Source organism: Sulfuricurvum sp. (genome assembly GCF_023229695.1).
GTDB lineage: Bacteria > Campylobacterota > Campylobacteria > Campylobacterales > Sulfurimonadaceae > Sulfuricurvum.
The window spans coordinates 18426-43516 of sequence record NZ_JALNYS010000001.1; the positions used below are offsets into that span (position 1 = coordinate 18426).

The window sequence follows — 25091 nt, forward strand, 5'->3', positions numbered from 1 at the left end:
CCAACCCGTATCAGAGAGAATCGACGCTCTTTTAGAGAATCCAAAGGGGGAGGTGATTAGTATTCGCATCACTAAAGGGTAGGAGGGGCGATGGAGCAGTTCGGTTTTATTATTGCGCTGCTGGTGATCGGGATACTCCTTCAACGGGTTGACGCCCCTGCCGATTTTTCGAAAAGTCTCAACTTTTTCGTCATTTATGTCTCTCTTCCGGCAACGGTGCTGCTACAGGTGCCGAAAACCCATTTGGACCTTTCGGCTTTGGGGGTGATTATGATCCCGTGGATCCTTTTGCCGATTATGGTCTATTTGGTGATGGTTATAACGAGAAAGGAGCCTCCGCAGGTTCGGGCGGCCTTGTTGCTGGTGATACCGTTGGGCAACACCTCCTTTGTGGGGATACCGATTGTCAAGACCCTTTTGGGCCCCGACGCGATCGGGTACGTCTTGATGTACGACCAGTTCGGGACCTTTCTGATGCTGTCGCTGTATGGGAGTGTCATCATTTCCCGTTATGAGAGCGGAACGGTCCACAAACGGCTGATCCTGAAAAAGCTCCTTGTGTTTCCGCCGTTTATCGTTTTGATCGGTGCGCTGCTTTTTGGCGAAATGCCCGCAAAGGCGATCCCCTACCTCGAAATTCTCTCTGCGACACTGGTCCCCGTTGCGTTGATTTCGGTAGGGTATTCGCTCCGACTGGGAGGGGCGGTCGATTACCGGATGTTTTCCAAAGCTTTGGCTTTGAAACTTCTGGTGATGCCTCTGATTGCGTTTGGCATTTTGCATGCGATGAACGTGGAGCCTCTGGCGTTAAAAACGGCCGTCCTGGAGTCGGGGATGCCCTCGATGATTACGGCCGGAGCACTGGCGATCGCGTCGGGATTTGCGCCGGAACTGAGCGCGGCATTGGTCGGATACGGGATTATGGTATCGCTGGTGACCCTTCCGCTGATTGCCCATTGGCTGTAACGGCGCTCAGGCCGTTTTGGGAATAGGCCTCTTTCCCCTTCACTTTTTCCTGCAATTGCTGCGTCTCTTCCATATGGGCCCGCAGCTCCATGACCGATGCGGATGCGGCGACTTTGTAGTCTTGCGGACTCGGGTCAGCCGGGGCCATTGCGGCTGCAACGATCTGCCGGGCCTTTTGGACGGTTTCGCCGGGGGTTTTTCCTTCGGAGAGATCGATCGGCACTTCTCCGCCGACGGCATACATCTTCCCGTCGGGCCCCTGGGCATAACTGTAGGAGGCCCCTGCGTTGACTACACCTCCACCCGCACCGATATGGGCCGCTTCGTGGGCACGTACTTTGGTATCGATAACGGAGAGTTTGGCAACCTGAGCGAGCTCTGCGGAGTTTAATTGGTTAGCAGCAGCCGATTTTTTAATAGATGAAGAGGACTCTCCCCCTTTTTGGGCTTTGTCGTTTTGATAGGTATAAAAAGGGCTTGACCCGGATGAAGATGAGATTTCCATTAAAATAATTATAGCAATTTTTAGTATATAATCGTTTTAACTAATGTTACGCACATTAGGAACAAAGTCCCTAATGTGGCAGGGAAAATGTCCCCTGCACCCCCCTGAAGCTACCCGCATCTTTCGGATGCGCGAGATTAACTCCCCTTACAACACCGGTTAAGAGAAGGTGAGTGTAAGTAATTATAAGGAATGACGATGGTAGAGTGGAGCAGAACGCGGGTTGTCTCTTTTATTGCCCTTTATGTCGTTTTAATGGCGGCGGTCACGATGATCCTCTATTCGCGCTATGAAACGCAAAACCGCACCTACATTGAGGCGCATGTCCGCGAATTTGATCAGCGGATGGAAGAGTATCAGTCGATGCAGGGCAAAATGATCGACAGCTATTATGCCCTTTTCCTTGAGCGTCCCGAAATTACTGCCATTATGGAAGAAGCGGTTCATGCCGATCCCTCTCGACAGGCTGTATTGCGTCAGAAACTGAGGACCCTTACCGAAGCGACATACCGATCGCTTAAAAATTTTGATGTTCGGATCCTTTTTTTTCATTTGCCGGATCAAATTGCTTTTTTACGCCTTCATAAACCCGAAAAATTCGGTGATTCGCTTTCACTTGCCCGTCCGAGTATCGTCATCGCGCAAAAAACAAAGAAAAAAACGGCAGCCTTTGAAACGGGTAAAGTGTTTGACGGATTCCGGACGATCTATCCTCTGTTTCATCACCGAAAATTTGTCGGTACCGTAGAGGTTGCCTATCCTTTTGTCGCCTTGAAAAAACAGGCGATGCGACAGAACCCGGGCGCGTATACGTTTGTGATCAAACGTTCCCTTCAGGAGAGCAAGGCGACAACGACCCAGATAGGCGAATACTACCGTGACTCGCCGTTCGGTTCGGCCTATTTCGAAGATAAGGAGAGCGCTCTGGAGAAGGGGGCAACCGGATTTGAGAGGGGGGAATTGAAAGGATTTCTTGAGAATAACCGTGAGAGGATTCAAAAAGGGGTGGGGGAAGAGAAGCTGCAGGGGTTAAAACTCTATTATCAGGGAAACTATTCGCTCCTGATCCTTAAACCGGTTCATGAGATCGGCGATAATCAAGCCGCCTATATGGTAGAGTTCTCCTCCGATCATACGTTTTTCGCCGATACCGTCCGTCAGTTGATAGAGCTGTTGATTATCATTGCCGTACTTCTGGCGATGCTGATGTGGTATATCTATCGCTATAACCGTTCCACTTTGGTCCTCGAACAGTATAAAAAAGCGATTGATGAGAATATGATTGTCTCTAAAACCGATCATAAGGGGATCGTGACCTACGTCAATCCCCGTTTTGTCGAGATCAGCGGTTATACAGAGGGAGAGCTGATCGGAAAGTCCCATACCCTCATCCGCCATCCCGATGCACCCGGAACCTTGTTTAAAGAGCTGTGGACGATGATCCAAAAAGGGAAAATCTGGCACGGTGCTTTGCAAAATCGGGCGAAGAACGGTCAATCGTATTATGTGAACATTACCATTTGCCCCATTGTTGACGAAAAAGGGAAAATCCTTGAGTTTATCGGACTGGGTGAAGATGTCACCTTGCTTGTCGAAACAACGAAACGCGAAGAGCGGCTTCGGCAGGAGGCGCAGCGCAGCGAGATGGCGAAAATGGAGTTTCTGGCCAATATGAGCCATGAGATACGCACCCCGCTCAATGGAATCATGGGATTTGCCAAGCTCCTCAGCGATGCGAACCTGCCCCACGAGAATCACCGGCAGGCGGTGATCATCGCCGATCAGAGTAAAACGCTGATGGGGGTCATTAACGATATTCTGGACCTTTCAAAAATCGAGAGCGGAAATCTGCTGCTGGAGAAAGTGGTGATCAACCCTTTTGTCGAATTTGAAAATGCGTTTTCATTGTTCCTCCCCATCGCACATGAAAAAGGGGTTGATTATCGGGTCCGATTGGACTCTACTCTCAACGAGAGCATTAATATCGATATTCTCCGCCTCAAACAGGTGATGGGCAACCTGATCTCCAATGCCCTCAAGTTTACCAAGGCGGGGGGGAGTGTTACGGTTGAGGTGAGCAAAATCACCCTCCCCTCTGAAAAAGAGAGACTCCGATTCAGTGTGCAAGATAGCGGAATCGGAATCGCCCCGGAGAAATTATCGGCCATATTTACCCCTTTTACCCAAGAGGACAGTTCGACGACCCGTCAGTTCGGAGGGACCGGTCTGGGGCTCTCCATCAGTTCGAAACTGGTGGAGCTCTTCGGCGGGAGATTAAGGGTGGAGAGTCAAAAAGGGGTCGGAAGCCGTTTTTGGTTTGACCTAGAGGTCGAAGAATCGGATCCCAGAGAGGTGATCGCTGCGAAATTCGCACCGTTCAAGGTCGGTATTATCCGCTCTTCCTCTCCTCAGCATGAACCCCTCAAGCGACAGCTTGAAGGGTTTGGCCTCCCCTATCGTGAATGCGATGAAAACGGATTGGATGCGCAGGTGCGTGACGATGCGTGTGATGTTATCATTACATTTGAGGAGAGTGCGGTAGATCGATTCGTGGCTGCGGCGGAAAAATCTTTTAGCCACATTGTCCTGATCGGATCATCGAAGCGAAATTATCCGGAGTACGTCCGTACGATCCAAGATTATGACAATTGCCCCTCCCGCCTCTATAATACCCTCCTCTCCATCGGTGTGGGAGGGGTACGGAGCGTCTCGTACGAGAGAGGGGTCAAACAATGGAAGAACCGCCGTATTCTGGTTGCCGAGGATTATGAGGTGAACAGGATTTTGATCGAAGCGCTGCTGGAGATACACGCGATTACCCCCGATTTTGCGGTGAACGGAGAAGAGGCGTGTTTGCTGATAGAGAAGAACCGGTACGATCTTGTGTTTATGGATGTTAATATGCCGATTATGGATGGGATCGAAGCGACCCGTATGATCCGACAAAACCATCCGGATATTCCGATTATCGCGTTGACGGCCAATGCCCTCAAGGGGGACAGGGAGCGTTTTCTCTCCGCCGGGATGAGCGACTATCTAAGCAAGCCGATTGATCCGAATCTTCTGGTAGAGACACTGGAACGGTTTTTGGGGAAAGCTTCGATTGAGATCTCTTCCGCTTCCGGGATGGACGAAAAGGAAGAGAGCCTGTATGCAGATACCAAAGAGAGGCTGAATCTCCCCGATACGGTTCTCGTCCGGGTTTTTGATCTCTTTGAGAGCAGTACCCCCGCGCGGCTTAAGGCGTTGGAAGAGGCGATAGATCGACTCGATTTTGAGGAGATCAAAACTCAGGCGCATACCATCAAAGGGGCCGCCGGAAATTTACGATTGTCAACCCTGTCCGATATCGCCGCATTGATTGAGGAGTATGCGCTCAACCGTGAGGCGGCTCCCTACGGAAGTCTGTTTGAGGAACTTCGGGAGAGTTTTGAGGATTTCCGGCACAAACACGCGCGACAGCGGGAATTTCTTGTATAACTGATGTTACGCCCCCCCTAAAGCTACCCGCATCTTTCGGATGCGGGAGATTAACTCCCATTGAAGCACCTGTTTAGCCAAAGGATGACGGAAAACGAATCGAGTGCGTAAGGTCATATATCAAGGGGGTTTTTCTATCCGGACAGTGCCGGTAAGAGGGGTAAATAAAAGAGTAATAATCGTTATCATTTATCCTGTATTAATATAATATTGCGTATGATTATCAAAAATAAAAAGGGTGACAGTGAAATTTCCGATTTTGATGATGCTTTGCGTCATACATTTGGCGGCTTGGGGTTCACAAGAGCGTTTGAGCGTTGAGGGGTACGGGGAGGGTTTTTTCTTCTCACAACCGGGAGAGCGGAGCAACGCATCTGCGGATATGATGGTGGAACCGACGCTGCACTTTTCGGATAACGCAAAGCTTTGTGTCGCTATCGGTTTTCAACACCCTTCCGAAGAGGGGGGGATGTTTGAAGCAGAGCTTGAAGCCCTCTCTTTGGACCTTCGCGTCAATGGGGAGACGGGCCTCTCTTTGGGTAAAGTGCATATGCCCATCGGTTTGTACAATCTTTATCATGAACCGATCTACTTTTTGACGCTGGAACCTTCACGCGTCGAGCATTTGATTATTCCCGCCGAATGGCATGAGAGCGCCGCCCTTGTGAAACGCCGTTTCGGAGAGTTTACAGTAATTGCCGGGGTGATGAGCGGTATGGAAGCTTCCAAACTTCAGAAAAAGAGCTGGATACGGGAGGGGAAAGAGTCCCATTTGAGAGGGGACGGGAAACCCGGATGGCTTGCCCGGATCGATTATGGGACGATGGGGAACGTTTTAGTGGGGGGGAGCGTGGTTACGACTCCATTATTGGGATCAAGTGCCTCCGCAACCCTTGTCGAAGCGCATGTATCGGCACATTTTGAGAATGGATGGGAAGCGATGGCCATCGCTTCGCGCGGCTGGATCAGCGATATCGATACTCTCCCCTCGGGTGTAACGGTCGACAAACGTGCCGAAGGGGCCAGTCTGACAATCGGCTATGATATCGGACGTCAATATTTTGCCCGTTCGACACGGGAGGTGATCTTCTTCGGCCATACCGAGTATGCCCGTCCGGCTCAAACGATGGAGGCGACCGGACTAGGGGGATCGGCATACGCAACGGGCTTTAATTGGTACCTCACCCCCCGTGTCGTTGCCAAAGCGGAGTATCGTGACAGTACTCAGGAAGGGAAGAGAGCGGGCGTCGGAATCGGTTTTGTGTATTAATACCGTTATTATTAGATTCAATAACGGTTAGGGTATATGGGATAAACTGGTTTGAAAATTACATCAGGAGTTTATGCATGAAAACAAAAATTCTTACCGTTGTGTGTATGGGTGTATGGGCCGTGAGCCCGATGGCGTGGGGTATGGAGATGGACGAAAATCATTCCCATGTAAAAACTACAGCGGTGTCGGATCTCACCATTCACGGCAGCGGAACGGTGAAATCGATTGCCGATAACCACGAAAATTTGCGTATTTTTCACGATCCGATCCCTCTGCTTAAATGGCCTTCCATGAGTATGCCCTTTGAAGTGATCGATCATGAATTAACCCATCCTTTGAACGTGGGAGATCGGGTTGATTTTGAATTTATCCAAAAAGAGGGGAAAAATGTCATCGTACGGATGAAAAAGCAATGAAATACGCGGCGTATCTCTTAACCATGGTGTTCATTCTCTCTCCGGGTGCGGCGGAAGGGGTTACCTCCCCTATTTCCGTGGACGTTAAAGAGGGTAAGAGCGTTTATGCTCCGGTGAATCCTCCGATCAATCTGTTTGAAGAAGCGCGTCTTCAGGAACACGATCAAAACGCAACACGTCGCGGTGGTCAAAAATGAGACAAGAGATTGCCGTATCCTTGGCAGCCCTATTGGTCGTGTCGGGGTGTTCAACACTCTCTCAACAGGAAGTATTTGATTCGATGAATCAAATGACGGCTACTCGCGGAGCAGAACCCCTCATCTGGCTTAAAACCTCCCGGGACGTAGATGAAGCCAAGATGCGTGTGGATGCACTCCTGAAAGAACCGCTCAACGAAGCAAACGCGGTCCGTATTACCCTCATTAACAACCGTACTTTGCAGCAAACGTATGAGCAAATAGGGATTGCCCAAAGCGACCTTGTACAGGCCGGTTTAATGACCAACCCGTTGCTTGGGTATTCGATCGGGCACGGCGGGGGGGTCCGTACGTCGGGTATGACGCTGGAGTTGGCCTTTTTGGATTTGCTCTGGATCCCTTTGCGTAAAGAGCTCGGAGGTTTGGCGCTGGAGGAGACGAAACTGAGTGTCGGGGATGAAGTGCTTAGAACCGTTCGGGATGCGAAAAAGATCTATATCGATGCACAAGTCGCACAAGAGGCGGTACGATTGAACCGTGACGTCCTCAAATCGCATGAAGCATCGGTTCAGCTTGCAATACGCCAATATACGGCAGGTAACCTTTCGAAACGAGATTTTTTGAAGATTCAGGATGAATACAGCCGTACACGGCTTGAATCGATTCGTCTAAATCGGGAAAATGCCATAGCGCGCGAAGCCCTTACTAAAATGATGGGGCTCTACGCGGAGCAAACCGATTATAAACTGGATACCAAGGGGCTGATGCTTTCGGCACCGTTTCCAAAAAGCGAGGGGCTTGAACGTCTCGCCCTTAAAAATCGTCTTGATATTGCCGCAGCTATGAAAGCGGTCGAATATGCGGCGAAAGAGGCGGGATATACCGAAAATACCCGTCTTCTCTCCGAAGTAACCGTAGAAGGGGGAGGAGAAAAAAGTACCGATTCGGCACGTTTCACTACAATCGGGATTAAAATTCCCATTCCGATGTTTGACATGGGAGAGGCCCGTTTGAGCCGTACTCAAGCCCTCTATAACCGAAGTGTTCAACGGCTGTATGCAATAGCGGTAAATGTCCGAAGTCAGACCCGTGAAGCCTACGCGCAGAGCCGTTATGCCTATGACGGCGCGGATGAGTATCAATCCGCAATCGTAAAAGTCAACCAAAATATTATGGAAGAGACTCAGCGCTACTACAACGGTATGTTGGATGGTATTTATGAACTTCTAGCCGATCAGCGTCGCTATAGCGAGGCGAAGATAGGGGCCGTCAATGCGATAGGGGAATACCAAAAAACGGAAGCGGATTTAGTGTATGTATTAGGAGGGGCGTATCATGCAACAAAATAGACGCGATTTTTTAGGGCTTGGAGCAACGTTACTCGCATCTGCCGGTTTGCCCTCTTCGCTTAAAGGCGGAGAAGATGATCATAGCGCTCACGCTCCCTTATCCATCCCTAAACGCCAACTGACTCTCGTCAGAGATCCGAAACGGGTCCTCTCTCCCGCTACGGTCATTACACCTCAAGAGGGGAAAAATTACAACCCCGTCGTCACCCTCAACGGCTGGAGTTTGCCCTATGAGATGAAAGAGGGGGTTAAAGAGTTCCGTATCGTTGCCGAACCGGTTGTGCGGGAATTCGCTCCGGGGATGGTGGTCAACTGCTGGGGATACAACGGGACCTCTCCGGGACCGACGATCGAAGCGGTGGAGGGGGATAGGGTGCGGCTGATCGTCACGAACAAGCTCCCCGAACACACGACGATCCATTGGCACGGATTGATTCTCCCTAACGGGATGGACGGGGTCGGGGGGTTGACTCAGCCGCAGATCGCACCCGGAGAGACATATGTTTATGAGTTTACCCTCCGCCAAAGCGGGACGTTTATGTATCACCCTCATGCCGATGAGATGGTGCAGATAGCGATGGGAGCTATGGGGATGTTCATCGTTCACCCCAAAAGTCCAAAAGAGCATAAAGCAGACCGTGATTTTTGCTTTCTCCTTGCCGGCTACGACGTAGCGCCGGGAACCTATACCCCTAATCCTTCAACCATGACCGAGTTTAATATCTGGAGTTTTAACAGCCGTGTCTTTCCGGGGATCGACTCGATGAATGTCCGGGTCGGGGACCGTGTCCGTATCCGCGTCGGAAACCTTACGATGACGAACCATCCGATCCATATGCACGGCCATCCGTTCGAGGTGACGTGTACCGATGGGGGATGGGTTCCAAAAGGGGCCCGTTGGCCTGAAGTGACCATCGATATCGGCGTGGGGCAGGTGAGAGCCTTTGAATTTATCGCTACCGAAGAGGGGGACTGGTCACTGCATTGCCATAAGTCGCATCACACGATGGGACCTATGGGGCACAGTGTCCCCAATATGCTTGGGGTCAAACAAGACGACCTCACCGAAAAAATCAGCGATTTAATGCCCGAGTATATGTATATGCCCATGGGTAAAAATGGGATGGCGGAGATGCAGGATATGGGAGAGATGGGGATGAAACTGCCTGAAAATACTTTGCCGATGATGAGCGGAGAAGGGCCGTTCGGTCCGATCGAGATGGGGGGGATGTTCACCCTCGTAAAAGTTCGCAAAGCTCAAGGAAAAGGGGATTATACCGATCCGGGATGGTACAACCATCCGGATGGGACGGTCGCAAAAAAAGTGAATCTTATGCCCTTTAAAAGGTAAACCGATTCTCTCTAAACAGCGCGATACACGCATCGACGATGGCCGCGTCGAGTTTGGTTCCCCTCTCATGTAAAATCTCTTCAAGCGCGACTTCGATCCCAAGGGATGGACGGTACGGACGATGCGACGCCATTGCTTCGACAATATCGGCAACACTCAGAATACGTGACTCCAAGCGGATATCTTCCTCTTTCAATCCGTGTGGATAACCCGAACCGTCGAGTTTTTCGTGATGCTGGCGAACCATCTCTGCTATTGGCCAGGGGAATTGGATATCTTTGAGTATTTGGTATCCCGCTTCGGGATGAGTTTTGATCATCATATACTCGATCTCGGTGATCTGGGTCGGTTTGCTGAGGATTTCGGCAGGAATCTGGATTTTCCCGACGTCGTGGATCTGTGCCGCCAGAGCCAATCCCTCTATCTGATCTTCATCCATTCCCAGCTCTCTAGCAATGGCACAGGCAAGCGATGCGACCCGTTTTTGATGCCCCGCCGTGTAGGGATCGCGCATCTCGACGATATCGGAGATAGCGCGGACGGTTCCGATCAGGCTGTTGTGCAGATTTTTTTCTGCCTCTTTGCGTTCGGTGATATCCCGGCTGATCGTGAAAGAAATCGCCTCGCCATCCACTACCGCACCGCCGATACTCACCTCGACATCGTACTCGGTGCCGTTTTTACGCCGATGGCGGGTCTCGATCGTCGTATTGATTGTCGAAATGTCCGCAAAATTCTGGCATATCTGCTCTTTACTCATCGTCGCTTCAAAATCCCAGATATGCAGTCTCAGCATCTCATCCATCGTATAGCCCAGCATCTGTGCAAAACGGCCGTTGGTTTCGACGAGTTGATGGCTCTGGTTAAAGATAGCAATGCCGTCATTCGAACTTTCCATCATTCGGCGGCGGCGATGCACTTCACTCTTAAGAGATTCCTCTGCCTGTTTACGCTCGGAAATGATCCTAATACGCTCGATCCCCCGACGGATAGCAGGGATGAGACGGGGGAGATTTTGTTTAAGGACAAAATCCTGTGCCCCGTTTAGGAGTGCTTCAATCGCCATCTCTTCGGTAATTTTTCCCGATATCATAATAAAAGGGATATCCAGATTGTAGGTTTTGAAAATCTCCAGTGCCTCCATCCCTCCGAATCCGGGGATCATATAGTCGCAGAGAATGAGATCACAGCATTTTTTTTCTAGCATCTGCATCATAGCTTCACCAGTGTCGACTCGTCTGAGGATAATCTCCCACTCCGCTTTGCGAAGCTCCCGCTCCAGCAGGAGAGTATCGTCCGGTGAATCGTCAATTATCAAAATACGAAGGGGCTCTTTCTCCATCTGCATCACTCCGTTGGTGCTTCGTTCATCATGAGCCAATACATCCCCATCTGCGCGACTGTTTCGACAAATACTTCAAAATCGACCGGTTTGCGGATGTAGCTGTTTGCCCCCATGTCGTACCCTCGCACAACATCCTCTTCTTGGCGCGAGGAGGTGAGGATGACGACCGGAACTCGTTTTAGGAAGGGATCTGTTTTGATCGCTTCGAGTACTTCGAATCCTCCCACTTTGGGAAGTTTCAGGTCGAGGAGTATCAGTCCGGGAGAGTCGGCGGTATCACGCCCTTTGAACTCCCCTTTACCAAAAAGATAATCAAGTGCTTTGGCACCATCTTCCATAACTCGCAGCTCATTGATAATATGCCCTTTTGTAAGTGCTCTGCGGGTGAGAAGAACATCATCAGGATTGTCTTCGACGAGAAGGATATATTTGGTAGTCATAATTAGTGCTCCTGTGTAGATTGATTCTTGCTATTCAGTCCGAGGGTGAAATAGATTGTTGCCCCTTTTTCCACCTCTCCCTGTGCCCAAACTCGCCCGAAATGACGCTTAATAATCCGATTTACCATTGTCAGCCCGATCCCGTTTCCCAGAAATTCTTGTGCGCTATGGAGACGGTGAAACGGTTTGAAAAGTTGATCGACGTACGCCATATCAAAACCGGCTCCGTCATCGCGAACGTAAAAGATTATTTCGCCATTTTCGATCATCGATCCAAACTCAATGACAGCATGCGAATGTAAAGAGGTGTACTTCCACGCATTGTCCAGTAGATTCGTCAAGACGACGTTCATCAGATGGGGATCGGCGTAGGCATTCAATCCCTCGCCGATGATGATATTAATCGCTCTTTCAGGCTCTTGCGTCGAGAGTTCCGCTGTGATTTTACGCGCCATTGATCCTAGATCTATCGTTTGGGGTTTCATATCTGTACGCGTTTGACGGGAGAGTTGGAGCAGATCGTCGATAAGCCGCGCCATCTTTTGGCTTGCCGCGCGGATACGGGAGAGATAATCACGGGCCGTCTCGTCCAGTTTCTCCCCGTAGTCTTCGAGGAGTGCCTGAGAAAAACCGTCGGTCGCCCGAAGCGGTGAGCGTAGATCATGAGACACGGAGTAGGTGAATGCTTCCATCTCATCATACGTATTTTGAAGAGCCGCTGTCCGCTCAAATACTTTGTGCTCCAGTTCGGCATTGAGGGTTTGAAGTGCTTCTTTGGCATTTACCTCTTCTCCCACATCGACGATGACAGCGATAAAAAAATCAGGAGTACTCTCGTCTTTCCATATCAACGTGACACTCAAATCAATCCACACGATAGAACCATTTTTATGAAAATAGCGCTTTCGCATTTTATAACTTGTCCGTTTACGCATAAGCATCTCGTTGACGTATCCCATATCAATCTGGAGATCGTCAGGATGGGTAATGTCCTGAAATGTTAATGCTAACAGCTCCTCACGGCTGTAACCGACAATGTCGCAGAGTTTGTGATTGACTCTCAGCCATGATCCATTCGGTGCTACATGGGCGATGCCGACGGCGGCTTGCTCAAACGTGGCCACGAATTTGATTCTCTCCTCATCGATTTTGCTCTCCATCCACTGTTTTTTCTGTTCGTCGAAATAACCGATGTAATAGTAGAGGATGAGACCAAACGCACAGACGTTGATAAAATGCCAATACCACCATGCTCCGTCCCACAGATGGGAAAACTGGAAATAAAACGAAGCGGAGGAAAGGAGCAGCAGCAATGCGCCGAAATAAAAATCGGCATCTTGATACTCACGACGGTAGTGGCGGAAAAAAACCAAAGAGCCCAGAAAAAAGAAGAGAGCCGAGAGGTTATTGGCCCACTTCTCCCAGATATTAAATTCTCGGTTCAACTCACTTGCAGGGAGTACCATACTGAGAAAAAGAAGTGCCACGGCAATACTGACCGACACCCCGATGACTCCATAGGGAAGTGCTCGAAAAATGGGAGTAGAGAGTTGTCTCTCCGGAAGAAAAAGACTCAAGAGAAGGAGCGATCCCAATATTCTTCCCATCACATAAAGCCAAACGAATACCGAGTGCTCCGGACTGGCGGCGTGAAAAAACGAAAGCATTCCGATCGCGATCAGCGAGAGGGCGAGTGCATGATAACGGTCGAAACGGCTATCCCCTTCATCGAATTTGTAGATAAAAAAAGCGACGAGTAGGGAAAGAATGGCGACAACAGATTCCATCATTGTATGTAAAGGGACATTCACGAATCGCAAATTCAGACTGGTTAGCCAAAAGGACAGGCCTAAACTCACCATAACTGCTAAAAATAAGAGTGTCAAACGAATCGTTGCAACGCGTTCTTTGGTCATTTTTTCAACCTTGTTTTAGCATTGTCGAATGGTTATGCTGTGAGGCTATAGTATACTTAAAATAGAGGTAATTATATTTAAAACGCAAAAGTGGCAAGTACATTCAAAAAGTAGAATAATTAAGATTGAAAAGTTTAATTTGCAGTTGAAGAAAGAAAATTACTTTGCTTTGAAAAGTATGAGCTAATAATAGAGCTTGTAGTAAAAAATGATTTTTGAGATTTCTTAAAAGAAGGAAGATAAAATCTACCGAAGTCCCTACAGTAGGGGTTTTTCGACCGATGGTGCGGATGAAAGGACTTGAACCTTCACACCTTGCGGCACCAGATCCTAAGTCTGGCGTGTCTACCAATTTCACCACATCCGCGCATAAAAATCTAAGGTGGTACGCCCTAGAGGATTCGAACCTCTGACCGATGCCTTAGAAGGGCATTGCTCTATCCAGCTGAGCTAAGGACGCGAGAGTTAACATGGTGCGCCCGATAGGGTTCGAACCTATAACCTACGGATCCGAAGTCCGTTACTCTATCCAGTTGAGCTACGAACGCACAATCCTTCTAAAACATCGCGTATCAGAAGAGTTTCAAACCAGAAACAAATGGGGTGGAATATGGGAATCGAACCCACGACCCTCAGAACCACAACCTGATGCTCTAACCGACTGAGCTAATTCCACCATCTATGTAAAAATCGGTTTGAAATGATACAAAACAAAACATGGTCGGGGCGAGAGGACTCGAACCTCCGGCCCCTTGGTCCCAAACCAAGTACTCTAACCATACTGAGCTACGCCCCGACCTTCCTAATCAGCAACTAATGCTTAATTAGTGAGGCGAAATTATATTTGAAACTCGGTCAAATGTCAAGAGTTTTTTTGAAATTTGTAAAAAAAATAAAGATTTCTTTCCAAAATGGAAAAATACACCGATAAGGAACTGATTTTAGCAGGGTATCTTTTATCAGCTGATGCCTGAAGCTACCCGCATCTTTCGGATGCGGGAGATTACTGCGCTTTTACCCTTTTTCAAAAGGAAAGGTCAGGTATTAAAACTGGATCATCCCATCGACGGGTGAACTAGCCGTTGCATAGGGGCGTTTAGCGATTCGCCCCGCGAGGTAACTGAGACGCCCTGCGATCACCGCATTCTTCATCGCTTCAGCCATCATCATCGGATTTTGTGCCTGCGCAATCGCGGTGTTAGTCAATACTCCATCCGCTCCCAGCTCCATTGCCAATGCCGCATCCGAAGCGCATCCGATTCCCGCATCGACGATAATGGGGACTTTGACCGCTTCGCGTACAAACACGATGTTATAGCGGTTTTGGACACCCAGTCCGCTTCCGATCGGTGCGGCAAGAGGCATAATCGCGTGGGCACCCGCATCTTCGAGACGGCGTGCCATGATCGGATCATCTGAGGTGTAGGCCATAATGGTAAATCCGTCACGTGCTAACACTTCACACGCTTTGATCGTCTCCAGCACATCGGGATAGAGGGTTTTTTGGGTATCCCCGATCACTTCGAGTTTGATCAGGTCGATTCCCGTCGCTTCACGGGTGAGGCGAAAGAGGGTGATGGCCTCTTCGGCGGTGGTACATCCGGCGGAATTGGGGAGGAATTTGACGTTGGTCCCCGCAAAGGTATCGCGAAGGTTCGGTTCGTTCGGATTGGTAATGTTGAGGCGGCGAACCGCTACGGTGATCAGCTCCGATCCTGACGCAAGGGTTGCCGCTTTGGTCGTTTCAAACGAGTCGTATTTGCCGCTACCGACGATAAGGCGGCTGCCGAGAGTATATTTTCCGATCTGTAAAGTGTGCATCGTTGTCCTTTATTCGTTAATCGTTGAGAATTTTTACTACGCTGAGGGGGAGAATCTCATGCTCAATTTCGCGAATTTTAGCCGAAAATTCTTCTAAAGTATCCGAAGAATTTTTGGTAAAACTTTTTTGCAAGATTATCTCTCCTCCGTCGAGTTCGTCGGTGACCCAGTGGACGCTTACCCCGCATACCTTCTCATCGCTTTCGAAACTTCGTTCGATGGCGCGTGCTCCCTTAAAAGCGGGAAGGAGGGCCGGATGGAGGTTGATGGATCGGATTTGTGATGTAAAGACGGGGGTTAAAATCCGCATAAATCCGCACAGTACGACGAGATCGGGATTGTAGTCGCGGATGGTGTCGACCAATGCCTCATCGTAAGCTTCACGCCTTTCAAAGAGGGTGTGATCGAGAATTTCGACCGGGATCCCGGCAGCGCGGGCTTTGGCAATCCCTCCGGCATCGGGATTGTTGGTGATGGCGCAGACAATGGCCGCATGTTTGAGATGGATTTTGTTGATCAGATTGGCGAGGTTGGTCCCCTCGCCGCTAAAGAGGATGACGATTCGTTTCATTGGACTCCTTTTGAAATTTCGGCACTACCTTGTCGGGTACGGTGATGCCGGCTGTTTTGTTCGAGGCAGAGGGCGCTGATGGTATCGATTAAGTCGAAAGGGGTGAGGGCATAATTGTGCCGATCCCATCTCTGCGCTCCGAGAGTGTGGGCGAGGGAGGCCTGAATCGCGGCATCCAGTACATCGCCCCCTTGTGCCAAAAGGGCACCGATGAGGCCGGAGAGGACATCGCCGCTTCCCCCTTTTGCCAGAGCGACGGTACCGTGCGGATTGATAAAGAAGCGGTCGTTCCGGCCGATAATGACATTGGCCCCTTTGAGAACCAATACGGTATCGGGATAGGCGGCACAGAACCGTTGCGCATACGAAAAACGGTTGTTCTGGAGTGTCGCTACATCAATATCGGCGAGAGCGCATACGCGTAAAATTTGGGTAAACTCTTTGGGATGGGGGGTGAGGATAATCTCTTTTTTATCCAGAAGTTTTGGAAACATCGGATGATAAAAAATATCGGCATCCAGTACAAGGGGATGGGAATTGTCCAGCAAGTGGGTCAATTCATCATCGCAAAACTCGACCCCCAGCCCCATCCCGAGTGCGATAGCCGTCGTCGTCTCGGGAAGCGAATGGCTCTGCATCAGATCATAGGGGAGGGAGACGTTTTCGTTGCTGATGAGGCTTACGAGTCCGGTTCCAAAGCGGAGTGCCGCAGAACCGGCAATGACGGAAGCCCCTGTTTTTTCGCCGCAAACGACGGCCAGATGGCCGTAGCTCCCTTTGTGCGTCGAGATACGGGTTCGGACGGGTAATCGCAAATCGCTTTTTTCCAGAAGCTGCCACGGGCTTGGGAGCTCATAGCGCTTACGATGAATGCCGAGATCGGCAACGGTGATCTCTCCCGCGATCTCCTTGGCCGTATCGCTGAAGAGAGAGCGTTTGAGCCCCCCCATCGTGACGGTAAGATCGGCGTAAAAAACGTGGCTATCGGCCGTGCCGTCGGGGTAGAGACCGCTGGGGACGTCACAGGCGATTTTGTACCCGTTCATCGTATTGAGAGAATCCAAAAGATCAATGGCACCGGGGCCGAGAGGGCGACTTAGACCGCTTCCGAAGAGGGCATCGACGATGACATCGTAGTGCTCCCCGGGAGTTTCATTTTGTATCCCCAGTTTTTCCAGACGTTCCCGCTGAAGGCGGCAAAGCGGAGAGCTCGCACCGAAAGGGAGATGGAGCGTAAGGGGATAATCCCCCTCCAGCAGGCGTGCCAAAGTCAGTCCGTCGGCCCCGTTGTTACCGCTTCCGCAGACGATCAGGATGGAAGAACCCGGATCGTAACGATCGCGGATGGAGCGTTCGATGGCGATTGCCGCATGTTCCATCATGAGCTCTTCGCTCAGGGCAAAGTTTTCAACGCTCCGTCGGTCGAGGGTGGAGACTTCGAAATAAAGGTTTTGCATTGATTCTACACCTGTTTTAAAGGGTTATTGGAGTATAATATTTTTATGAACAACGATTATATCGCAATAGCCAAAAAGACACTTGAAATCGAAGCGAACGCCCTGAATGAAGCGGTGGGACGGGTGGGTGATGAGATCACCCGTGCAGTGGAGATCATTTTTGCCTGCAAAGGGAAGCTGGTAGTAACGGGGGTCGGTAAATCGGGGCTGATCGGTGCCAAAATCGCCGCGACGTTTGCCTCGACCGGGACGCCGAGTTTTTTTCTCCATCCGACCGAAGCGCTTCACGGCGATTTGGGGATGATCGGGCCGGATGATGCGGTGCTCGCCATCAGCTACAGCGGTGAGAGCGAAGAGTTGAGCTCGATCCTGCCGCACATCAAACGATTCGCTATTCCGCTGATCGGGATGACCCGAAACAGCGCTTCAACCCTCGGGCGCTACAGCGATGAGGTGATTAACATCAGCGTTGCGGCAGAAGCGTGCCCTTTGGATATTGCCCCGACGAGTTCGACGACTCTGACCCTTGCGATGGGCGATGCGTTGGCGGTGTGCCTGATGAGGGCGCGAAATTTTAAGAAAGAGGATTTTGCTTCGTTTCACCCCGGCGGTGCTCTGGGCAAACGGCTGTTTGTCAAAGTAAGCGATCTGATGCGGACGGAAAACCTCCCTATCGTGGATGAAGAGATTTCGCTTAAAGAGGCGATTCTGGCCCTGAGTGAAGGGAGACTCGGAACGGTCCTGCTGCAAAACGGCGAAGGGAAATTGTCGGGACTGTTGAGTGACGGCGATATTCGTCGCGCACTGCTGAGTCCGTCATTTTCTCTTGACGCTCCGGCCAAAGGGTTTGCGACTCTCCATCCGTTGACGATTAATGATGCGACGATGCTGGCTTCGGACGCGCTGGTATTGATCGAGAATAAAAAAATACAGTTGCTGGTGGTGACCGATGCTGCCGGCGTTATCCAAGGTGCTTTGCATCTTCATACCCTCGTGGAAGCAGGTATCTCATGATGCGCCTTAATAAATTCATTGCCCACTATTCAACCTATTCACGCCGTGAGGCGGATCAGGCTATTTTGGACGGATATGTCCGGATTGACGGAGAGATTGAAAAAAATCCCGCAGTTCAGGTGGACGAACGTCATGCCAATGTAACCGTCAGCGGGAACAAGATTGTTCCGAACGATCAATTTACGGTGATTGTCTATAACAAACCGCGCGGAGAGCTGGTGACCAAAAAAGATCCGCAAAACCGTAAAACCATTTACGATTCGCTCTCGAAAAACTACCGTCACTTTATCCCCGTCGGTCGGCTCGACTATGCTTCCGAAGGGCTCCTTCTCCTGACCGACGCGTCACGGGTCGCGACGGCTCTGATGACCTCCAAGATGGAACGGGTTTACCGGATCAAAATCAAAGGGCCCGTTACCGAAGCGATGAAAGTGGCGATGGGTGAGGGGCTGGAGCTCGACGACGCGAGTGCGGGAGCCCATGAACTTTCAACGACGGAGTCGATGAATTTTGCCCCCTTTTATGCCTATCAGGTACAAAAAGATCAGGGGGATTACTCGATTTTAAAAGTGGCCATCGGAGAGGGGCAAAACCGTGAACTCCGCCGATTTTTTGCCCATTTTAATGCCGAAGTGGTCGATTTGAAGCGGCTGAGCTTCGGCGGGATAGAGCTTAACAATCTCCCGACCGGAAAGGTGCGCTTTTTGGAGCGTAACGAATATACTTCTCTGCGCTCATTTTTGGATGGGGTAGAGAAAGCGGCTTCGATCAAAGAGAAACAAAAGCGGAACGAAAAACTTCAAGAAGGGGAGCGTAAGCCGGAGAAAAAGTTTTCAAAAGGGGAATACGCTCCGGCGAAAAAACTCTCCGATTCTGAACGCAAACCGGAGAAAAAGTTCTCCAAAGAGAAGAGCAAGCCCGAACGCAAACCCTCTACCAAAGAGAAAACCAAACCGAAACCGGAACAGGACTCCTTTTCCACCAATAAATACAAACCTGAGAAAAAATTTGGAAAATGGGAGGGTAAAAAATGAAAATATTAAAGTTTCCGACGAGCCATAAAACACAGTTGATGGATATCAGTGCTGAAGTAAAAGAGGCCGTGATCAAATCAGGAATTAAAGAGGGGATATGCGTCGTATTCACGCCGCATACGACCGGAAGCGTCTTTTTGTTTGAAAATGCCGATCAAAATCTTCGCCGGGATTTGTTAGCGGCACTGAGCAAAGTTGTCCCTAGTGATGAAAAGTACAGCCATGTCGGGGATAATGCGGCGGCCCATCTCAAGTCTTCGCGGATGGGAGCATCGGTGAGTATTCCGGTGGTCGAAGGACGCCCGATGTTTGGAAAATGGCAGGGGGTCTTTTTCGGTGAATTTGACGGTCCGCGTCAGACTCGTGAAGTGATCATCAAAGTGATTGCCGGATGATGGGAATCTCTCGCCCGCAGTGGCGAAGCTTTAGTAGCTTAGCGCTCAGCGTAGAGACGGGGACTGCGTTCCCGTCTCGTGTCTAAACAATGGATTTTACCTACCTTCTTCGTCCGCAAACCTTCGATGAAGTGGTCGGGCAGGAGCATCTGTGCGGTGTCGGCGCCCCTTTGCGTACATTGGTCGAGGGGGGAAATCTAACCCACTCTTTTTTTTACGGCCCTCCCGGGTGCGGCAAAACAACGCTGGCCCGCATCATCGCATCGGTCATGGACCTCCCGTTTTATGAACTGAACGCCACCTCTCTCAAAATTGAAAATTTGCGCAAAATTTTTGAGCAGTACGACAATGCCCTCACGAAACCGCTGATCTTTATCGACGAAGTGCACCGTCTTGCAAAAAACCAGCAGGAAGTGCTCTTGCCGGTGATGGAAAAAAACAGTGCGTTAGTGATCGGCGCATCCACCGAAAACCCCTATTTTTCGTTGACGGCGGCGATGCGATCACGCTCTTTGCTGTTTGAGTTGTACGGAATCTCTTTTGATGCGTTAGCGGATTTGTTGGAAATCGCCTGCGAAAAAGAGGCTCTCGTGATCGATGAGGCAGGGAAAGATTATCTGATTGCCAGCTCCGGAGGGGATGCACGGGCGATGCTCAAGCTTCTCGAAGTTGGGAGCGCCCTCAAAAAGCCGATAACCCCGGAGCTGCTCAAATCGCTCCGTCCCGCCGCGCAATCGCTGGGGAGTTCAGAAGCCGGGGTTCATTACGATCTCGCCTCCGCCCTCATCAAAAGTATCCGAGGTTCCGATCCCGATGCGGCGATCTATTACCTCGCCCGCCTTATCGAGGGGGGAGAACCTCCCGAATTTATCGCACGGCGTCTCGTGATCCTCTCCTCCGAAGATGTAGGCAATGCCAATCCTCAAGCCCTGACCCTCTGCACGTCGGCTATGACGAGCGTCAAGATGATCGGTTATCCCGAATCGCGAATCATCCTCGCTCAAGCGGTGATCTATCTGTGTGCGTCTCCAAAATCCAATACCGCCTACAATGCGATCAATGCGGCGCAAAGCGCCGTTAAAAACGGAGTAATCCTCGATATTCCCGAACATTTACGACAGCAGCATAAGGGGTATCTCTATCCGCACGACTTCGGCGGATGGGTAGAGCAGAAGTACCTCTCAAAACCGCTCAAATTTGTCGAGTTTAAAAACAGCGGCTATGAAGCGAAGATGGGGGAATGGATAGAGAAGGTGTGGAAGAAATAAGTTCCCCATCTTTGCGCGGGCACTCTGCCGAAGAGAACTCAGCGTTAGCGTAGCGAATCTGGACTTTGTTCAGATCGCGTATAAAAGTAACAGCGAAGATGGGGGAATGGATAGAGAAGGTGTGGGGGAATAAAGAGTGATGTTTTGAATGGCATTCTTAATCATAGTCTACGTCCAAATATTTTCAAACCGTGTTATAATTTTCCCAATACAAAAAAGGGGACGTTATGACAATACGAGTAAACGACCTTTATGCCGAAGAAGCGTTAAAACTTTTGAGTACTTTACCGGAAGAAGCGGTTACGATAGACCCAAAGCCGTGGTATACGGATGAGGTGAAACGCCGTATCGAAGAGTATAAAAGCGGTAAAATGGAGACTACTCCATTGCATGAGGGAATGGAAGAGATCGAAGATTATCTAAAAGAGATCAACGCTGTTGCAAGTTAGAAAATCCAATCGCTTCAAAAGAGAGATCAAACAGGCAGTTAAATTCATCGGAAAATCAAATCCGAAAAATGCCGAGAGATTTTACTATGAGTTAATGGAACATTTGGATAGTTTAGTAGATCATCCCCGAAAAGGGAGACCAACTGAAGACGGCGACCGCGAATTAATCCACAAAGGTTACACAATTCCCTATTTGATCGACGGTGACAATATCGTTATTTTAGGTATCTTCAATCAGAATGAATGGATGAGTGACGTAGTCTGATCCTATGTTTTGTCGAACCATGAATTCACCCTTCGCTCAGGGCGAACGGCGTTAAATATTATAGTACGTCGCCTCTTTGTGATGGACGACGAGAGCCGTTGTGCTTTGCTCCGGATGGATTTGGAACGTTTCCGAGAGGGTGATTCCAAACTCTTCAGGCTTGAGCAAATCAAAGATAATCTGAGTCGGTTCGAGATCCGGACAGGCGGGATAGCCGAAACTGTACCGCGCACCTGCGTAACGGTTGAGACGGACATCTCGTAGGCTGTATCCCTCATCTTCATGCGCGATATTAAGATCCAAACGGATCTGTTTGTGTGCCACTTCGGCTAACGCTTCGGCAAGTTCCACCCCAAAACCGTGTACCAGATTGTATTCCAAATACTCATTATTGGCGTAGAGCTCTTTTTCGTACTCGCTGAATTTATCCCCCACACTAACACACGTTAGCGGTAATACATCATCTCTCGTGTGAGCGAAAAAATCACTCAAAGCACGGTGAGGGGATTTGCGTTGACGTGGAAATTCAAAAACGTATTTAGCATTTCCGATCACATCGTCCAGCGGCTGACGATTGGCATTGTCATCGATATTCCATCCGCAGCTCTCATCGAAAATAAGTATCTCTTGATCACTGCTTCGGACGGGGTAATATCCGTAAATGACAGTCGGATCAAATAAGCCCCGTTTGACTATCTCTTTTTTGATTCGCTCATACGCGGGATAGACTTTGGTCTCGAGGAGTTTTTTATACTCTTCTACCGCCATGCCGGAGCGTTTGTATCCCCAGTGCATTTTGAAGAGGCTCCGTTTGTTAATCCAACCGCACACCATCTCAAAATCGAGTTGTTCTTTACGAAGCACCCGTCGTCCCCAAAACGGGGGAGTCGGGATTTTGACTGCACTCGGCATTTTGAGCGTATGATATGGGGGGATAATGACTTCGATCACCTCTTTGGCCGGCTTCTCAACCATATCACCGCCTAAACGGGTATCAAGCCCGACACTCGGATCGGCATTGTATTTTTCGATCCGACTCATCGCGATAACGCCGTCAAATGCATCGCGGCAATAAAAGATTGCTCCGGTATAGATCGGTCGGCAAAAATCATCGACGAAACTTCGGGTGAGCGCCGCCCCTCCAAGTAAAACAGGGGTCGTAATCCCACGGGAAGCCATGATTTCAAGATTGTCTTTCATCACTTGGGTTGATTTCACGAGGAGCCCCGACATTCCGATGGCATGAATCTCTTTGGTTTTCATTACGTCCAAATACTCTTCGAGTTCGGTTTTGATTCCGATATTGATCACTTTAAAGCCGTTGTTGGAGAGGATGATATCGACGAGATTTTTCCCTACGTCGTGAACATCACCTTTGACGGTGCCGATCACGAGGGTGGTATCGGTCTCTTTTTCTTGTTTTGAGAGGTAAGGGTTGAGATAATCGACCGTCGTTTTCATCGTTTCGGCACTTTGCAAGACAAACGGCAGCTGCATTTTTCCCGATCCGAAAAGCTCACCGACCACTTTCATCGCATCGATGAGGATCTCATTGACAATGCGGTCGGGGTTGATGGTGTGACGCGTTTTCTCCACCAACGGAATCATCCGCTCTTTGTCCCCATCAAGGAGAAGTTTGGCAATTTTCTCCTCATCACTCATCGCCTCATAGGCTTCATCGTTTTTAGAGTTATCGATCGTTTTATCGCTGAAATGGTTGATAAATTTAAAGAGGGACTGATCATCGGGATGGAACAGTAGTTCTTCACAGATAGAGCGATCTTCATCAGACATTTTGGCAAGCGGCACGATGTGTTTAACATTGATGATGACCGAGGTCATCCCCGCTTCGAGACAGTGGTGTAAAAAGACGCTGTTAAGATAAACCCGCGCATTCATACTCAAACCGAACGAGATATTCGAAAGCCCCAAAGTTGAGCCGACATTCGGATACTTGGCGTGCAATTGACGGATCGCTTCGAGGGTTTGGATCGCGGCGTCACGGTACTCCACATCACCGCTTCCCACCGTAAAGGTGAGCATATCGAACATCAAGTTTCTAGGATCGATCCCGTGACGGTTGACACACAGATCATAGATGCGCTCCGCGATCCGCATTTTATCCGCCGTCGTTTTTGCCATCCCTTTTTCATCGATAACGAGACACACGAGGGCGGTTCCGAATTTTTTGGCGAGGGAGCAAATGGCGTCCAGACGCTCTTCCCCGTCTTCGAGGTTGACGGAGTTGATGATCGGTTTTCCGCCGATACATTTGAGGGCCTCTTCCATCGTATTGACCCGCGTCGCATCAGGCATGAGGGGGAGGGGGATTTTTTGGTTGTAGAGCCGCATAACGTGCGCCATATCGACCGCACCGTCACGTCCTGCAAACTCGACGTTAACATCGAGACAGTGGGCCCCGTCACGTACTTGTGCCTGACCGACACTGAGAGTCCCCTCGTAATCACTCGCGATGATGAGTTCGCGAAACGCTTTCGATCCCGTAGAGTTGGAGCGTTCCCCGATGAGGAGCGGTGAGGGTTCTTGGATCAGCTCTACTGTGTTGAAGAGCGATGCGATAGAGGGGTTCATTGTTCCGCTTGGTTTTTTCGGAATGAGAGCAGAGACTTTATTCACGAGGGCGCGGATATGCTGAGGGGTGGTTCCGCAACATCCGCCGAGAAAACTGACACCGTCGTAGTTTAAAAAGTCGGATTGAAACTGGGCAAACTCATCGGGTCCCATCGGATAGTACGAATATCCGCCGCGATTTTGGGGAAGTCCCGCATTGGCATGAACCGAGATCGCTCTTCCCCACACTTCGGAGAGGGTTTTGACGTGTTTGCCGTATTGTTCCGGCCCCGTACCGCAGTTGAATCCGAGGCTGATGATGTCGAAAGGCTCCAAGATGGCAGCAATCGTTTGTGCGTCCGTTCCGATGAGCATGCTTCCCGCAAGCTCGATCGTGACGGAGACCATGATGGGGAGGGTGGTTCCTCGCTCACGGTTGGCGGCTTCACAGGCGTGGAGAGCCGCTTTGATCTGTAACGGGTCTTGGCAGGTCTCTAGGAGGAAAATATCGCATCCGCCGTCGATGAGTCCTAAGCAACACTCCAAATATCCCGTAAACATTTCATCATAGTGAATGTGTCCGAGTGAGGGGAGTTTCGTTCCCGGCCCGATGGAACCGAGGACAAATCGGGGATGTTCCGGGGTGGAGAATGTGTCGCATTCGGCTTTGCATACGGCGGCTCCCGCGCGGGAGAGTTCGTAGGCGCGGTGGCCGATCCCGTATTCGTCCAAAACCCAGTCAAAAGAACCGAACGTATTGGTGGTGATCAGGTCGGCTCCCGCAGTGAGATAGGCGTGAAAAATGGAACTCATTACCTCAGGACAGGTGACATTGAGTAGTTCGTTACACCCCTCCAACCCTTCCCAAGCGCTATCGGGAATCTTGTCGGCACGTTCCTGAAGCTGGGTTCCCATGGCTCCGTCGATGATGAGGGGGCGTTTTTGAATGGTTTCAAGGAGAGTGTATTTAACCGACATAAATGACCTTCGATAGAAATTCTGCCCGGA

Annotated in this window: 21 protein-coding genes and 5 tRNA genes; 13 read left to right on the forward strand and 13 right to left on the reverse strand. The window is 50.0% G+C overall.

Annotation, left to right across the window (positions count from 1 at the left end; translation table 11 throughout):
- Positions 1-90: 90 nt before the first annotated feature.
- On the forward strand, positions 91-966 hold the full coding sequence (locus M0P91_RS00100) for an AEC family transporter (protein ID WP_295062746.1): 876 nt from the start codon (positions 91-93) through the stop codon (positions 964-966).
- Here M0P91_RS00100 and M0P91_RS00105 read toward each other — a convergent pair.
- On the reverse strand, positions 920-1471 hold the full coding sequence (locus tag M0P91_RS00105) for a putative metalloprotease CJM1_0395 family protein (protein WP_295062749.1): 552 nt from the start codon (positions 1469-1471) through the stop codon (positions 920-922). The two genes, M0P91_RS00100 and M0P91_RS00105, sit on opposite strands and share 47 nt — an antisense overlap.
- Before the next feature lie 198 nt (positions 1472-1669).
- Between M0P91_RS00105 and M0P91_RS00110 the strand changes: the two genes are divergently transcribed.
- The 6 genes from M0P91_RS00110 (at position 1670) to M0P91_RS00135 (ending at position 9537) form a co-directional block, all read left to right on the forward strand.
- Positions 1670-4951, forward strand: coding sequence for an ATP-binding protein (locus tag M0P91_RS00110; protein ID WP_295062752.1), 3282 nt, complete (start codon positions 1670-1672; stop codon positions 4949-4951).
- 244 nt (positions 4952-5195) lie between these two features.
- On the forward strand, positions 5196-6221 hold the full coding sequence (locus M0P91_RS00115; protein ID WP_295062755.1) for a hypothetical protein: 1026 nt from the start codon (positions 5196-5198) through the stop codon (positions 6219-6221).
- Positions 6222-6298: 77 nt separating this feature from the next.
- Complete coding sequence (locus tag M0P91_RS00120) at positions 6299-6640, forward strand: copper-binding protein (protein WP_295062758.1); 342 nt, start codon at positions 6299-6301, stop codon at positions 6638-6640.
- The gene (locus tag M0P91_RS00125; RefSeq protein WP_295062761.1) at positions 6637-6837 is read left to right on the forward strand and encodes a hypothetical protein; all 201 of its coding nucleotides are present in this window, start codon (positions 6637-6639) and stop codon (positions 6835-6837) included. Before M0P91_RS00120 ends, M0P91_RS00125 begins: the two co-directional genes overlap by 4 nt.
- Positions 6834-8186 (forward strand): TolC family protein, encoded by a 1353-nt coding sequence (locus M0P91_RS00130; RefSeq protein ID WP_295062764.1) that lies wholly within the window; start codon positions 6834-6836, stop codon positions 8184-8186. The genes M0P91_RS00125 and M0P91_RS00130 overlap by 4 nt, the downstream gene beginning before the upstream one ends.
- The gene (locus tag M0P91_RS00135) at positions 8173-9537 is read left to right on the forward strand and encodes a copper oxidase (RefSeq protein ID WP_295062766.1); all 1365 of its coding nucleotides are present in this window, start codon (positions 8173-8175) and stop codon (positions 9535-9537) included. The genes M0P91_RS00130 and M0P91_RS00135 overlap by 14 nt, the downstream gene beginning before the upstream one ends.
- On the opposite strand, the gene M0P91_RS00140 is transcribed toward M0P91_RS00135, so the two are convergent.
- The 11 genes from M0P91_RS00140 to M0P91_RS00190 all read right to left on the reverse strand — a co-directional run bounded on the left by M0P91_RS00140 (position 9527) and on the right by M0P91_RS00190 (position 17087).
- Positions 9527-10918 (reverse strand): HD domain-containing phosphohydrolase, encoded by a 1392-nt coding sequence (locus tag M0P91_RS00140; RefSeq protein WP_295062769.1) that lies wholly within the window; start codon positions 10916-10918, stop codon positions 9527-9529. The two genes, M0P91_RS00135 and M0P91_RS00140, sit on opposite strands and share 11 nt — an antisense overlap.
- On the reverse strand, positions 10885-11322 hold the full coding sequence (locus M0P91_RS00145; protein ID WP_295062772.1) for a response regulator: 438 nt from the start codon (positions 11320-11322) through the stop codon (positions 10885-10887). The genes M0P91_RS00140 and M0P91_RS00145 overlap by 34 nt, the downstream gene beginning before the upstream one ends.
- Positions 11323-11324: 2 nt before the next feature.
- A complete protein-coding gene (locus M0P91_RS00150) occupies positions 11325-13112 on the reverse strand; it encodes a PAS domain S-box protein (RefSeq protein ID WP_295062775.1) in 1788 nt (595 codons plus the stop codon).
- Between the two features lie 408 nt (positions 13113-13520).
- A tRNA-Leu gene (locus M0P91_RS00155) sits at positions 13521-13605 on the reverse strand.
- A 16-nt stretch (positions 13606-13621) separates the two neighbouring features.
- Positions 13622-13698, reverse strand: a tRNA-Arg gene (locus tag M0P91_RS00160).
- Between the two features lie 11 nt (positions 13699-13709).
- Positions 13710-13786 (reverse strand) — tRNA-Arg (locus M0P91_RS00165).
- Positions 13787-13837: 51 nt separating this feature from the next.
- Positions 13838-13914, reverse strand: a tRNA-His gene (locus M0P91_RS00170).
- 42 nt (positions 13915-13956) lie between these two features.
- Positions 13957-14034 (reverse strand) — tRNA-Pro (locus M0P91_RS00175).
- A gap of 248 nt (positions 14035-14282) precedes the next feature.
- A complete protein-coding gene (locus M0P91_RS00180; RefSeq protein ID WP_295062778.1) occupies positions 14283-15059 on the reverse strand; it encodes a thiazole synthase in 777 nt (258 codons plus the stop codon).
- Positions 15060-15075: 16 nt separating this feature from the next.
- The gene (gene purN / locus M0P91_RS00185) at positions 15076-15630 is read right to left on the reverse strand and encodes a phosphoribosylglycinamide formyltransferase (protein ID WP_295062780.1); all 555 of its coding nucleotides are present in this window, start codon (positions 15628-15630) and stop codon (positions 15076-15078) included.
- Positions 15627-17087, reverse strand: coding sequence for an NAD(P)H-hydrate dehydratase (locus M0P91_RS00190; protein WP_295062783.1), 1461 nt, complete (start codon positions 17085-17087; stop codon positions 15627-15629). Before M0P91_RS00190 ends, purN begins: the two co-directional genes overlap by 4 nt.
- A 45-nt stretch (positions 17088-17132) precedes the next feature.
- Here M0P91_RS00190 and M0P91_RS00195 point away from each other — a divergent pair, with 45 nt between their 5' ends.
- The 6 genes from M0P91_RS00195 to M0P91_RS00220 all read left to right on the forward strand — a co-directional run bounded on the left by M0P91_RS00195 (position 17133) and on the right by M0P91_RS00220 (position 21512).
- A complete protein-coding gene (locus tag M0P91_RS00195) occupies positions 17133-18101 on the forward strand; it encodes a KpsF/GutQ family sugar-phosphate isomerase (protein WP_295062786.1) in 969 nt (322 codons plus the stop codon).
- Positions 18098-19135 (forward strand): pseudouridine synthase, encoded by a 1038-nt coding sequence (locus M0P91_RS00200; RefSeq protein WP_295062787.1) that lies wholly within the window; start codon positions 18098-18100, stop codon positions 19133-19135. Before M0P91_RS00195 ends, M0P91_RS00200 begins: the two co-directional genes overlap by 4 nt.
- Positions 19132-19530, forward strand: coding sequence for a secondary thiamine-phosphate synthase enzyme YjbQ (locus tag M0P91_RS00205; RefSeq protein ID WP_295062790.1), 399 nt, complete (start codon positions 19132-19134; stop codon positions 19528-19530). Before M0P91_RS00200 ends, M0P91_RS00205 begins: the two co-directional genes overlap by 4 nt.
- Positions 19531-19619: 89 nt before the next feature.
- Complete coding sequence (locus M0P91_RS00210; protein ID WP_295062794.1) at positions 19620-20798, forward strand: replication-associated recombination protein A; 1179 nt, start codon at positions 19620-19622, stop codon at positions 20796-20798.
- Between the two features lie 227 nt (positions 20799-21025).
- Positions 21026-21247 carry a hypothetical protein gene (locus M0P91_RS00215; RefSeq protein WP_295062796.1) on the forward strand — a complete coding sequence of 74 codons (222 nt, stop codon included), beginning with the start codon at positions 21026-21028 and terminating at the stop codon, positions 21245-21247.
- Positions 21237-21512 carry a type II toxin-antitoxin system RelE/ParE family toxin gene (locus tag M0P91_RS00220; RefSeq protein WP_295062799.1) on the forward strand — a complete coding sequence of 92 codons (276 nt, stop codon included), beginning with the start codon at positions 21237-21239 and terminating at the stop codon, positions 21510-21512. The genes M0P91_RS00215 and M0P91_RS00220 overlap by 11 nt, the downstream gene beginning before the upstream one ends.
- A 51-nt stretch (positions 21513-21563) precedes the next feature.
- Here the strand turns inward: M0P91_RS00220 and metH are convergent, their stop codons facing one another.
- A complete protein-coding gene (metH, locus tag M0P91_RS00225) occupies positions 21564-25061 on the reverse strand; it encodes a methionine synthase (RefSeq protein WP_295062802.1) in 3498 nt (1165 codons plus the stop codon).
- Positions 25062-25091 lie beyond the last annotated feature (30 nt).